Genomic DNA, 12,921 nt, shown 5'->3' with positions numbered 1-12,921 from the left:
CGCTGCTGTCCTTCCTCAGTGCAGGTTCGGCTGGGCGCCCTGGCCCTTTTCGTCGATCATGCAGCCGCGGCGGAACCGGTCGAGCCGGTAGGCCGTTGCCACCTTGTGCGGGGTATCGGTCGCCAGCAGATGCGCATAACACCAGCCTGACGCCGGGGTTGCCTTGAACCCGCCGTAGCACCAGCCGCCGTTGAAATAGAGTCCGTCCACATGGGTCTTGTCGATGAAGGGGGAGCCGTCCATCGACATGTCCATGATGCCGCCCCAGCTGCGCAGCATCCGCACCCGGCCCAGCGCCGGGATCAACGCCATGCCGCCTTCCATCACGTCCTCGACCACCGGCAGATTGCCGCGCTGCGCATAGGAGTTGTACATGTCCAAGTCGCCGCCAAAGACCAGCCCGCCCTTGTCCGACTGGCTGCAATAGAAGTGGCCTGCGCCAAAGGTGATCACCCCGTCCAGAACCGGCTTCAGCCCTTCAGAGACAAAGGCCTGCAGCACATGGCTTTCGATCGGCAGGCGCATGCCCGCCTTTTCCATCACCCGGCTCGACGACCCGGCAACGCAGCTCGCCACCTTGTTGGCGCCGATGAAGCCCTTGGTGGTTTCCACACCCAGGCATTTGCCGTTCTCGATCTTGAAGCCGGTGACTTCGCAATTCTGAATAATGTCCACGCCGCGAAGGTCGGCGCCGCGGGCATAGCCCCAGGCCACCGCATCGTGGCGTACGGTGCCGCCGCGGCGGTGCAGCAGCCCGCCCTTGATCGGGAAACGCGCATTGTTGAAGTTCAGGAACGGATACATTGCGCGGACGCCGTCGGTGTCCAGAAGCTCCGCGTCCGAGCCGTTCAGGATCATCGCGTTGCCCCGGCGCCGCGCTGCATCGCGCTGCGCGTCGGTGTGCACCAGATTCAGAATGCCGCGCTGGCTGACCATGGCGTTGTAGTTGAAGTCCTGCTCCAGCCCTTCCCACAGCTTCAGCGACAGCTCATAGAACGGCTCGTTGCCGTCCAGCAGATAGTTGGAGCGGATGATAGTTGTGTTGCGGCCCACGTTGCCGCCGCCGATCCAGCCCTTCTCGATCACCGCGACATTGGTGATGCCATGGTTCTTGGCCAGGTAATAGGCTGTTGCCAGCCCATGCCCGCCGCCGCCGATGATCACCACATCGTAGCTTTTCTTGGGTTCCGGATCACGCCAGGTGGGGCGCCATCCCTTGTGGCCCGTCAGGGCCTCCTTGATCACTTTCAGGCCGGAGTACCGCATGATGTCCTCATCAACTGTCTCCGGCAGAATTGTTGAGAAATGCGTCATTTCACAGGGGGATTTCGGACGTCAGTCGCGCCATTTGCGTCACATACAGGAAATCACCAATGCAGACGCAGCATTGACCTTCACAACCCAGCGGACAGATTTAGAAGCCAAAATATTGATTTTAAACACAAAGCAATTCACACACCCAGCATTTCGCCAAAGCGTGTGATCAGACCCATTTGCGTCACGCACCCGGCCATCCGCGCCAAATGCGGCAAAACCGACTCACTCCGGCAGGTCGATCCGATCCAGCTCGTTCAGCAGATCCAGCAGAGCCTCATAGCGCTCAACCCCCATTTTCAGGCGTGTCTGCTCCATCAATTCCAGGCTGGCCTCCAGATTGTCAGCTATGATCTTCTCCCCTGCAGGCGCAATCTGCACAACCTGACGGCGGCGGTCTTCTGTGTCGCGCTCCCGGCTGATCAGCTGCTTCTCCTCCAGCTTCTGCAGAATGCGTGTCAGGCTGGGCAGCAGCAAACAGGCCTTATCCGCAATCTGCGTCGGATCAATCGGCCCGCTCTCCTGCACCACCCGCAGGACGCGCCATTGCTGTTCGGTCAATCCTGCACCGCTCAGCAGCGCCCGGATCGGCCCCATCACACGCTCCCGCGCCCGCAAAAGGGCAATCGGCAGCGAACGGTCGGTGGAGGGCATCATCCTGGTCATATGTGATTATCACCCTGCTTCCGGCTAAACGCAATTGCCGCTTGGGTTTCTTCTGCTTGACTCGCAGCAGTGCAATTGCTAAACATGTTAAGTAATTCAGGAGAGGTACCGCAGATGCCGCACATCACGCTGGACTACTCAGCCAACATGGAAGGCCGCACCGACATCGCAGCGCTGTGCCGCCACCTGCGGCAGGCCGCAGCGGCGACCGGCACCTTTCCCCTGGCGGGCATCCGGGTGCGCGCCTTTGCGGCCAATCACGCCTCCATTGCCGATGGCGATGAACAGCACGGCTACCTCGACATCTCCATCCGGCTGCGCGCGGGCCGTGACATGGACACCCGCAAACGCGCCGCCCAGGCTGTGTTCGACGCGGCGCAAACCTTCCTTGAACCGGCACTGCAGCAGCACTCCATCGCGCTCTCGCTGGAGATGCGCGACATCGACCCCGAGCTTTCCCCGAAATGCGGCACCATCCGCGACCACATACAAAAGGCGGACCCGTCATGAGCGATCTGGCCACAAACATCGAAACGCTGAACAGCCACCTGACGCGCTTCCGCGAAACCGGCATTTTGAACCTGATCGGCGGCGAAAGCCGCCCCGCTGCCTCCGGCGCCACGTTCGAAACATCCTCACCCGTAGACGAAAGCGTGATCTGCCCAGTTTCCAAGGGTGAAGCAGCAGACATTGACGCCGCTGCCGCAGCTGCCAAGGCCGCCTTCCCCGCCTGGCGCGACATGCCCGCCTTGGAGCGCAAGAAAATCCTCAACCGCATCGCCGACCTGATCGTCGAACGCGCCGAGGAAATCGCGCTGTGCGAATGCTGGGACACCGGCCAGGCCCTGCGCTTCATGTCCAAGGCCGCCCTGCGCGGCGCCGAAAACTTCCGCTTCTTCGCGGACAAGGCCACCGCTGCCCGCGACGGCCAGCAGCTGCAGTCGCCGACGCTGATGAATGTGACCACCCGGGTGCCGATCGGCCCGGTGGGCGTGATCACCCCATGGAACACGCCCTTCATGCTGTCCACCTGGAAGATCGCCCCGGCGCTGGCGGCCGGCTGCACCGTGGTCCACAAACCGGCCGAGTTCTCCCCCCTCACCGCCCGCATTCTGGCCGAGATCGCCCATGAGGCCGGCCTTCCGCCGGGCGTCTGGAACCTGGTCAACGGCTTTGGCGAGGACGCAGGGCGCGCGCTGACCGAACACCCCGACATCAAGGCCATCGCCTTTGTCGGCGAGAGCAAGACCGGCTCGATGATCATGAAACAGGGCGCCGATACCCTGAAACGGGTGCATTTCGAACTCGGCGGCAAAAACCCGGTGGTGGTCTTTGACGACGCCGACCTCGACCGTGCGCTGGATGCCGCGATCTTCATGATCTACTCGCTGAACGGCGAACGCTGCACCTCTTCCTCGCGCCTCTTGGTGCAGGAGAGTATCGCAGACGCGTTTGAGGCCAAGCTGATCGAGCGCGTCAACAACATCAAGGTCGGCCACCCGCTGGATCCGGCCACCGAGGTCGGCCCGCTCATTCACAAGGTGCATTTCGACAAGGTCACCTCTTACTTCGAGACAGCCAAGCATGACGGTGCCACCATCGCCGCAGGCGGCACCCGCGTCGGCGATCAGGGCTGGTTCGTCCGCCCTACGCTGTTCACAAATGCCACCAACGGTATGACTATCGCGCAGGAGGAAATCTTCGGCCCGGTCCTCACCGCCATCCGTTTCAAGGACGAGGATGAGGCTCTGACACTGGCCAATGAAACCCAATACGGGCTCACCGGCTATGTCTGGACCAACGACCTCACCCGCGCCCTGCGCTTCACAAACGCGCTGGAGGCCGGGATGATCTGGGTGAACTCGGAAAACGTCCGCCACCTGCCCACCCCCTTTGGCGGGGTCAAGGCCAGCGGCATCGGCCGCGACGGCGGCGACTGGAGCTTCGAGTTCTACATGGAACAGAAACACATCGGCTTTGCCCTGGGCCACCACAAGATCCCGCGCCTCGGCGCCTGACCTCAAGGAAACGCGCAACCCGTCTTTGAGGAGAAGACCATGGGAGAAATCGTTCTCGCCGCCAAATGCACCCATGTGCCCACCATGCTGATGTCGGAACAGCCCGGCCGGCTGGAGGGCGCCCGCAAACCCGCAATCGACGGCCACCGGGAAATCGCCCGCCGCGCCAAGGCGCTCGGCGCCGACACCATCGTGATCTGCGACACCCATTGGGTGATCAACGCAGGTTTCCACATCAACGCCAACCGCCGGTTCAAGGGGTTGTTCACCTCCAACGAATTCCCGCAGTTCATCCAGAACCTGCCTTATGAGTACGAAGGCAACCCGGCCCTCGGCGATGCCATCGCCGCCAAGGCCTCGGACAAGGGCGTCTATACCCTGTCGCACCAGCTCGACTCGCTGGAACTGGAGTACGGCACCCTGGTCCCGATGCGCTTCATGAGCCGCGAGGGCGATTTCAAGGTGGTCTCCATCGCCGCCTGGTGCACTGTTCATGACCACGGCGAAAGCCGGGTGATCGGTGAAGCCATCCGCGCGGCGGTCGAGGCCTCGGACAGCAAGGTCCTGCTGGTCGCCTCCGGCTCGCTCAGCCACAAAATCTGGGCGAACAAGGATTATGCCGCCAACAATGGCACCTTCACCATCAGTTCCGAGTTCAACCGCCAGATGGACCTGCGGGTGCTGGAGCTATGGCTGAAGGGCGACCACGCCACCTTCCTCAAAATGCTGGGCGAATACGCAGAGTTCTGCTGCGGCGAAGGTTCCATGCACGACACCGCCATGCTCTACGGCGCACTTGGCTGGGACAGCTACACCGCCCCATGCGAAGTGATCACCGAGTATTTCCCCAGTTCCGGCACCGGCCAGACCAACGTGATCTTCCCGGTTCAGTAAAACGTGATCTTCCCGGTTCAGTAATAGGAGACCCCCCAATGCCCGTCCCCGCCCCGGACCTCTATCCGCCTTTCAACATCGTGCGGCTAAGCCACGTCGAATACGCCGTGACCGACCTCGCCGCCTCCCGCGCCTTCTATGTGGACACCCTCGGCCTGCAGGTGACGCATGAAGACCCCGAGCGCATTTACTTGCGCGCAATGGAGGAACGCGGCCACCACTGCATCGTGCTGGTTCAGGCGGATGAGGCCTCGGTCGGCGTCCTGGGCTTCAAGCTCTATGATGAGCCCGACCTGGACAAGGCAGCCGAGTTCTTCGCCTCCAAGGACCTGCCGGTGGAATGGGTGGAGCGCCCCCGCATGGGCCGCACACTGCGCACCCGCGACCCCTGGGGCATCCCGCTGGAGTTCTACGTCAAGATGGACCGGCTGGCGCCCATTCACCAGAAATACAGTCTCTATAACGGGGTAAAACCGCTCCGCATCGACCATTTCAACATGTTCAGCGCCGATGTGGACGGTGCCGTCGCCTTCTATGGCGAGATGGGCTTCCGCGTTACCGAGTTCACCGAGGATGACGACAGCGGCAAGGTCTGGGCCGCCTGGATGCACCGCAAGGGCGGGGTTCATGACGTGGCCTTCACCAACGGCCTCGGCCCCCGGCTGCACCACACCGCTTTCTGGGTGCCGACACCGCTGAACATCATCGACCTCCTGGACCTGATGTCCACCACCGGCTATGTCGAAAACATCGAACGCGGCCCCGGCCGCCACGGCATCTCAAACGCCTTCTTCCTCTATGTGCGCGACCCCGACGGCCACCGGATCGAGATCTACTGCTCCGACTACCAGACCGTCGACCCGGATCTGGAGCCGATCAAATGGTCGCTCACCGATCCGCAGCGCCAGACCCTCTGGGGCGCCCCGGCGCCGCGCAGCTGGTTTGAGGAAGGATCGGCCTTCGAAGGTGCTGCTGCGAAACCAAGCGCTTTGAAAGCGCAGCCGATTATTGCACCCTGATGTTCAGGATTGCGCCCGCCCCCCCGGCCGGGCGCAATCCCGCAGGAACAAGGTAGTAAAATGCAGTGGGATGACTTCTCCGAATGGGGCCGCCGGGTCGCGGACTGGACGCAGGATTACCACCTGACCGTCGGCGACCGCCCGGTGCGGGCCAAAACCGAACCCGGTGCGGTGCTGAATGCCCTGCCCCAAACGCCGCCCGAAGACGGCGAGGGGATGGAGACCATCTTCCGCGATTTCGAAGACATCGTGATGCCCGGCATCACCCATTGGCAGCACCCGCGTTTCTTTGCCTATTTCACTTCCAACGCCGCCGCGCCTTCGGTGCTGGCCGAATTCCTGACCGCCGCCATCGCGCCGCAGTGCATGCTGTGGCAGACCTCGCCCGCAGCGACCGAAATGGAAACCCGGATGATGGACTGGCTGCGCCAGGCGCTGGACTTGCCGGGCCAGTTCCAGGGCGTCATTCAGGACAGCGCCTCTTCGGCCACCCTCGCCGCAGTTCTGACAATGCGGGAGAAAGCACTGAACTGGCAGGGCAACCAGCAGGGGCTGTTCGGGCAAAAGGCGCTCCGGATTTACTGTTCTTCAGAGGTCCACACCTCCATCGACCGCGCCATCTGGGTCGCGGGCATCGGCCAGCAGAACCTGATCCGTGTGCCGATCAAGGGCGATTGGCGCGGCATGGACCCCGGCGCGCTGGAGGCCGCCATCCAGGCCGACCTGGCCGCAGGCCACCAGCCTGCGGGTGTGATCCTCTGCGTTGGCGGCACCGGCGTTGGCGCCACCGACCCTGTGGACCGCGTGCTGGACGTCGCCAAAAAATACAGCCTTTACACCCATGTGGATGCCGCCTGGGCCGGCTCCGCCATGATCTGCCCCGAATACCGCCACTACTGGCCGGGGGTGGAGCGCGCCGACAGCATCGTCTTCAACCCGCACAAGTGGCTGGGCGTGCAATTTGACTGCTCCGCCCATTTCCTGAAGAACCCGGATGATCTGGTGCAGACCCTCGCGATCAGCCCGGAATACCTCAAGACCCACGGTCATGACGGCATCATCAACTATTCCGAATGGTCAGTCCCCCTGGGCCGCCGCTTCCGTGCGCTGAAAATCTGGTTCCTGATCCGCACCTATGGCCTCGAAGGCCTGCGCCAGCGCCTGCGGAACCACGTAAACTGGTCCACTCAGTTGCACGAAAAGCTGAAGTCAGAGCCTGATTTTGAAATCGTGACCCCGCCGATGTGGTCGCTGTGGTCCTTCCGCTACGCCCCCGAAGGCGCCACGGATCTGGACGACCTGAACCTCGCGCTCGTGAATGCCATCAACGACGACGGCCGCATCTATCTGACCCAGACCCGCGTCGACGGCCAGCTGGTGATCCGCTTTCAGGCGGGCCAGTTCGAGACCACCGAAGCCGACGTGATGATGGCCTTCGATGTCATCACCGAAATCTCAAGGAGCCTGCAATGACGCGCTTTGCCACCTACTCCGCCAATGGAGAGACTTTCTATGGCGCGGCGACAGATACCGGCATGATCGCCCTGTCGCCGCAGTTCCCTGAGTGGCCCACCCTGCGCGACGTGATCGCGGCGGATGGCCTGCCTGCACTGGCTCAGGCCGCCGCAGGCAAATCCGTCACCCACACGGATTTCACCTATGACATCCCCATCCCCAATCCGGAAAAGATCCTCTGCGTCGGCGTCAACTTTCCGGACCGCAACGCGGAATACAAGGATGGCTCCGCGCAGCCCAAACACATGTCCCTGTTCCCCCGCTTCCCGCGCTCCTTCACCGGCGCCGGGCGCCCGCTGATCCGCCCGCCGGAAAACCACACGCTGGATTACGAAGGCGAGGTTGCAGTGGTGATCGGCAAGCCGGGCCGCCGCATCAAGCCGGAGGACGCCTACGATCACATCGCGGCTCTAACACTGGCGAATGAGGGCACCATCCGCGACTGGGTCCGCCACGCGAAGTTCAACGTGACCCAAGGCAAGAACTGGGAGAATTCAGGTTCCATCGGCCCCTGGCTGGTGCCTTTTACCAACGCTGCCCAGCTGGACGGCGCCCGTATTGTCACGCGCGTGAACGGAGAGATCCGCCAGGATGACACTCTCAACCGGATGATGTTCCCGATCCGCGAGGAGATCGCCTATATTTCCACCTTCACCACCCTGCAGCCGGGTGACGTGATCATCACCGGCACCCCCACAGGCGCCGGCGCCCGCTTCGACCCGCCGAAATATCTGGTCCCCGGTGATGTGGTCGAGGTTGAGGTGGAGGGCATCGGCACCCTGCGCAACACGGTTGAGGATGAGTTCAGCGGGGGAGAGGCATGACCCCGGAGCAGCACCAGGAGGCCGCTGACCGGCTGTTCAAGGCCGAGCAAACCGGCCAGCAATGCGGCCTGCTCTCCTTGGCCTATGCCGGCATGACGCTGGACGATGCCTATGCGGTGCAACAGGCTCTGATAAGGCAAAAACTGGCCTCTGGCCGCAAGAAGATCGGCTGGAAGATCGGCCTCACCAGCCGCGCCATGCAGCAGGCGCTGAACATCACCACCCCCGACAGCGGCGTGCTCTTGGACGACATGGCATTTGAGAACGGCGCCACCGTCCCCGCTGGCCGCTTCATCCAGCCGCGGGTGGAGGCGGAGATTGCGTTCATCATGAAATCCCCCCTCGCGGGCGCCGAGTGCACCCGCGAAGATGTGCTGGCTGCCACGGACTATGTGGCGCCCTCGCTGGAAATCCTCGACACCCGCATCCTGCGCGCAGACCCGGCAACCGGCCAGGCCCGCATAATCACCGACACCATCAGCGACAACGCCGCCAATGCCGGCCTGGTGCTGGGAGCAGAGCGCCACGCTGTTGACGCACACGACCTTCGTTGGACCGGCGCTATCGTGGCCCGGGGCGGCACGGTGGAGGAAACCGGCTTCGGCGCAGGCGTCTTGAACGATCCCGTCACTTCGGTCCTGTGGCTGGCCCGGCGGATGGCCGAATATGGACAACAGATCGAGGCCGGGGATATCGTGCTCTCAGGCTCTTTCATCCGCCCCATCGAATGCCCGCCGGGCACGGAAATCACCGCAGATTTCGGCGACTTCGGTTGTGTGTCCATCAATTTCGCCTGACAGGAGACCCCGCCCATGCCCGCGCCTAAGAACCCCTTCAAACAGGCTCTGTCACAAGGCAAACGCCAGATCGGCTGCTGGATGAGCTTTGCCGACGGCCAGATTGCCGAGATCATGGGCACCTGCGGTTTCGACTGGCTGGTAATCGACGGCGAGCACGCGCCCAACGATATCCGCTCGATCCGCGACCAGCTGATCGCGCTGGCGGCCTCACCCAGCCACCCGGTGGTGCGGGTGCCAGTAGGGGAAACCTGGATGATCAAGCAGGTGCTGGATGCGGGCGCACAGACCGTGCTGGTGCCGATTGTCGAAAGCGCCGATCAGGCCCGCGAACTGGTCCGCGCCTGCCACTACCCGCCCAAAGGCGTGCGTGGGGTCGGCGCCACGGCGGCGCGCGCCACCATGTTCGGCACAGTCACTGAATACATCCAGACCGCCGATCAGGAGGTCTGCCTGCTGGTGCAGGTGGAAAACCGCGCCGGTATGGACGCGCTCGATGAGATCCTGCAGGTCGAAGGCATCGACGGCGTTTTCATAGGCCCCGCGGATCTCTCCACCGACATGGGCCACCAGGGCAACTCCGCCCATCCGGAGGTGCGCGCAGCCATTGGTGATGCCATCACCCGCATCAAGGCGGCAGGCATCGCCCCCGGCATCCTCGGCACCACGGATGAGGCCACCCAGGCCTACGCAGACATGGGCGCGCAGTTCCTGGCGGTTGGCATCGACGTCATGATGCTGGCCCGCAATGCCCGCGACCTGGCCGCCAAGTGGAAGGCTGAATAGCCAGCCTTTCCACTCACAAAGGAAGCCCTCCCGCGCCTGCCCGCCGCCCTGGCAAAGCCAGAGCAACGGCAGCAGCCTTAGGCGTGGCACCGCGCATGGCGCGGTGCCACGCCCAACGGGAGGAAGGTATTTTCAATACCTGACGACGGGCGGGAGCTCCCCCTGCCGCCAGTACCGCACCAGGTTCTAACCAGCGTCAGCGCAGCACCATGCCCTCCGGCCAGCTGAGCGTGGTGTCCAGCTGAATGGTCTCGCTCCTGCCAGCATCCAGCTCCAGGTCCCAAGCCAGAATGCCGCGCTGTTTCTCAACGTTTTCCTCTGCGGGCTGGGGCTTTGCGCTCCACTCGATTTCAAGATCGTCCTGCTGGGAATAAGGCACCTGGTCCAGAACCCGCACGTTCCAGTCCTGCGCAGTCAGGTTCTCCACCGTGATCTCCACCTTCTGAACCTGCGCGTTGCTGCGCGAAATCAGTCCCTGCTCCCCTTCGCTCTGCCCCAGCACATCGCGGCGCAGCTGCAGGCCCTCTATGGGACCGAACCCTGCGTCCATTTCCGCTCCCGGCGCCAGCGCGGCGAAAGGCTCCACCGTCACCAGCTTGCCATCAACAAACCGCGGCACTTCGTCCGAGGCCAGCAGCTGCTCGCCGAAGCTGTTGGTGAAAGTGGCCACCCGGTACGCGGTCTCATCCCGCGACGGCACCGCCACCGCCTGCACATCTGCCTCCGCCGTCAGGCTGTCCATCTCCAGCCGCAGCAGATCGGCGCCAGAGGCAATCGACACTGGCAACCCGAAGCGATAGGTCGCTACGGCACCACCCAGATCCGAACCCCAGCCGCCCTGTGCTTCTTCAATCATGAAAGGTACCTCGACCACCGGCTCTGCCAGCGCAGACATTTCCGCCACATCCTGGCTATAGGACTTCAGCGCCCGCGGCGGCTGCGGTTCCTCGATCCGGCGCAGCCAGGGGTGCAGCACAGACGGGCTGCCTTGCTCACCGGGCACCGCCGTTGACAGGGTCAGCGCCACATCCTGCCAGTTCTCGCCGGTGTCCTGCACCAGTATCACCGCGCGTTTCAGGATCACCTGCTGCTCCGTCACGGTATTCAGGTGCATTTCATAAGACGGCTGCCAGCCGATATTGCCCGCGCCCGTGGTGTAATAGCTCACCTTGACGGCACCTTCGCCCGCCTGCTCCGCCTCGATATCCACCGCGATGTACAGCCGGTCATCATCCTCCAGCGTCAGTGCCGCCAGCGCTGCCTGCGCTGCTGCCAGCTCCTCCTCCAGATCTTCCAGCTGCAGTTCGATCCGGCGCGCCTCAGCCTCTGCCGCTACTGCTGCCTGACTGGCGCCCGCCGCTTCCGCGGAGATCATCCGGGCAATTTCACTCAGCGCAGTTGCATCCGCCTGTGCCAAGCCCTCATTCGCACCCAGCTGCTGCAGGAACCCGATTGAGGCCTCCGCCGCCCGCACCCCGGACCGCGCCCGCGCGGCCTCGTCCCGGACCGCGGCAATCCGCGCCTCAACCTCGCGCACGCGGGCTTCGGCAGCTTCCACCTCGGGGTCATCCGCATCGCGCGGCGGCACGTAATTCTCGCGCAGCAGGGTGGCGACGCGGCGGGCGCCGGCGATCTCCACCTGCAGCGTTTCCAGCAGCGCGGTTTTCGGCACGTTCTGAAGGATCAGCCGGTGGCGGCCTTGCGGCAGCGTCAGCGCGGCGCTGCGGGTGACTTCCGCCAGACCGGAATAGAGGGTTACCTCCGACACCGTGCTGCTGACGGGGATGGTGTCCGCAGCCGCCGCTGCAGCAAATGAAGAAAAGGCAAAAGCCATCAAGGAAAATCGCATTGGCATCTCTCGAAAAAGTATCCGCGGGGCAAATCTGCCCGCCCAATGCCAAGCCTAGCCGCGCCTCTGCCCCAAGGCCACGCAAAAGAAAAGGGCCGCTTCTTGCGAAGCGGCCCCCTGCTCATAAGGTCGAAAAACCTCAGCCCTTCTTCAGGACCTCGCGGCCCAGCAGTTCGGCGATCTGCACTGCGTTCAGCGCCGCGCCCTTGCGCAGGTTGTCGCTGACACACCACAGGTTCAGGCCGTTCTCGATGGTCGAATCCTGGCGGATGCGGCTGATGAAGGTCGCAAAATCGCCTGCGCATTCCACCGGCGAGACGTAGCCGCCCGGCTCACGCTTGTCGATTACCATGATGCCCGGTGCCTCGCGCAGGATGTCGCGGGCCTCGTCCTCGTCCAGGAACTCCTCGAACTCGATGTTCACGGCTTCGGAGTGGCCGACGAACACCGGCACGCGGACGCAGGTCGCGGTGACCTTGATCGACGGGTCGACGATCTTCTTGGTCTCGACAACCATCTTCCACTCTTCCTTGGTCGAGCCGTCTTCCATGAAGACGTCGATCTGCGGAATCACGTTGAAGGCGATCTGCTTCTGGAACTTGTTCGGCGGCACATCGGTGGTGGGGTTGTAAACCGCCTTGGTCTGCTCCCACAGCTCATCCATGCCGTCTTTGCCCGCACCGGACACCGACTGATAGGTCGAGACAACAACACGCTTGATCCTGGCGCGGTCATGCAGCGGCTTCAGCGCCACCACCATCTGTGCGGTGGAGCAGTTGGGGTTGGCGATGATTTTCTTGTTCTTGTAGCCGTGGATCGCTTCCGGGTTGCACTCCGGCACGATCAGCGGAATCTCCGGGTCATAGCGGTAGAGCGAGGAGTTATCGATCACCACACAGCCCGCGGCTGCAGCCTTGGGGGCGTAGACTTTGGTCGCCTCGGAACCCACGGCAAACAGCGCCATGTCCCAGCCGGTGAAATCAAAGGTGTCCAGATCCTTGGTAGTGAGTGTCTTATCGCCAAAGCTGACTTCAGTGCCGAGAGACCGGCGGCTTGCCAGCGCAGCGATCTCATCCACAGGAAACTGGCGCTCGGCCAGGATGTTCAGCATTTCGCGGCCCACGTTGCCAGTGGCGCCAACGACGACGATGCGGTAACCCATTTGTCTGTTTCTCCAGTATTGCCCGGCCCCATGGCCGGCGCGGGAGTGATAATGGTTCCGCGACCAAGTTTAAAGTC

At 63.2% G+C, this 12,921-nt stretch carries 12 protein-coding genes; 8 read left to right on the top strand and 4 right to left on the bottom strand.

Annotation, left to right across the window (positions count from 1 at the left end):
• Positions 1-15 precede the first annotated feature (15 nt).
• Together N6L27_RS18880 and hpaR are read right to left on the bottom strand one after the other, a co-directional pair.
• Positions 16-1,266 (bottom strand): sarcosine oxidase subunit beta family protein, encoded by a 1,251-nt coding sequence (locus N6L27_RS18880; RefSeq protein WP_271908960.1) that lies wholly within the window; start codon positions 1,264-1,266, stop codon positions 16-18.
• Positions 1,267-1,539: 273 nt separating this feature from the next.
• Positions 1,540-1,980: a homoprotocatechuate degradation operon regulator HpaR gene (gene hpaR / locus N6L27_RS18875; protein WP_271908919.1), complete on the bottom strand. Its 441-nt coding sequence runs from the start codon at positions 1,978-1,980 to the stop codon at positions 1,540-1,542.
• Between the two features lie 114 nt (positions 1,981-2,094).
• Between hpaR and N6L27_RS18870 the strand changes: the two genes are divergently transcribed.
• The 8 genes from N6L27_RS18870 to N6L27_RS18835 are packed head-to-tail and all read left to right on the top strand — an operon-like array spanning position 2,095 to position 9,833.
• Positions 2,095-2,490, top strand: a complete 396-nt coding sequence (locus N6L27_RS18870) for a 5-carboxymethyl-2-hydroxymuconate isomerase (protein ID WP_271908918.1) — start codon at positions 2,095-2,097, stop codon at positions 2,488-2,490.
• Positions 2,487-3,998 (top strand): 5-carboxymethyl-2-hydroxymuconate semialdehyde dehydrogenase, encoded by a 1,512-nt coding sequence (hpaE, locus tag N6L27_RS18865; protein ID WP_271908917.1) that lies wholly within the window; start codon positions 2,487-2,489, stop codon positions 3,996-3,998. The genes N6L27_RS18870 and hpaE overlap by 4 nt, the downstream gene beginning before the upstream one ends.
• Before the next feature lie 39 nt (positions 3,999-4,037).
• Entirely contained in the window at positions 4,038-4,892 is an 855-nt protein-coding gene (gene hpaD, locus N6L27_RS18860) for a 3,4-dihydroxyphenylacetate 2,3-dioxygenase (RefSeq protein ID WP_271908916.1), read from the top strand.
• 38 nt (positions 4,893-4,930) lie between these two features.
• Positions 4,931-5,911, top strand: a complete 981-nt coding sequence (gene hpaD, locus N6L27_RS18855; protein WP_271908915.1) for a 3,4-dihydroxyphenylacetate 2,3-dioxygenase — start codon at positions 4,931-4,933, stop codon at positions 5,909-5,911.
• 60 nt (positions 5,912-5,971) lie between these two features.
• Positions 5,972-7,384 carry a pyridoxal phosphate-dependent decarboxylase family protein gene (locus N6L27_RS18850; protein ID WP_271908914.1) on the top strand — a complete coding sequence of 471 codons (1,413 nt, stop codon included), beginning with the start codon at positions 5,972-5,974 and terminating at the stop codon, positions 7,382-7,384.
• The gene (locus N6L27_RS18845; protein WP_271908913.1) at positions 7,381-8,250 is read left to right on the top strand and encodes a fumarylacetoacetate hydrolase family protein; all 870 of its coding nucleotides are present in this window, start codon (positions 7,381-7,383) and stop codon (positions 8,248-8,250) included. The genes N6L27_RS18850 and N6L27_RS18845 overlap by 4 nt, the downstream gene beginning before the upstream one ends.
• Positions 8,247-9,047, top strand: coding sequence for a 2-oxo-hept-4-ene-1,7-dioate hydratase (hpaH, locus tag N6L27_RS18840; RefSeq protein ID WP_271908912.1), 801 nt, complete (start codon positions 8,247-8,249; stop codon positions 9,045-9,047). The genes N6L27_RS18845 and hpaH overlap by 4 nt, the downstream gene beginning before the upstream one ends.
• Positions 9,048-9,062: 15 nt before the next feature.
• Positions 9,063-9,833, top strand: coding sequence for an HpcH/HpaI aldolase/citrate lyase family protein (locus N6L27_RS18835; protein WP_271908910.1), 771 nt, complete (start codon positions 9,063-9,065; stop codon positions 9,831-9,833).
• A gap of 196 nt (positions 9,834-10,029) precedes the next feature.
• Here N6L27_RS18835 and N6L27_RS18830 read toward each other — a convergent pair whose 3' ends face one another.
• Both N6L27_RS18830 and N6L27_RS18825 read right to left on the bottom strand, forming a co-directional pair.
• Positions 10,030-11,682 (bottom strand): DUF4139 domain-containing protein, encoded by a 1,653-nt coding sequence (locus N6L27_RS18830; RefSeq protein ID WP_271908909.1) that lies wholly within the window; start codon positions 11,680-11,682, stop codon positions 10,030-10,032.
• A 139-nt stretch (positions 11,683-11,821) separates the two neighbouring features.
• Positions 11,822-12,844, bottom strand: coding sequence for an aspartate-semialdehyde dehydrogenase (locus N6L27_RS18825; RefSeq protein ID WP_271908908.1), 1,023 nt, complete (start codon positions 12,842-12,844; stop codon positions 11,822-11,824).
• Between the last annotated feature and the right edge of the window lie 77 nt (positions 12,845-12,921).

The sequence above is a fragment of the Leisingera sp. SS27 genome (genome assembly GCF_028368855.1).
Lineage (GTDB): Bacteria > Pseudomonadota > Alphaproteobacteria > Rhodobacterales > Rhodobacteraceae > Leisingera.
This window is presented reverse-complemented; position numbering and strand designations above follow the sequence as displayed.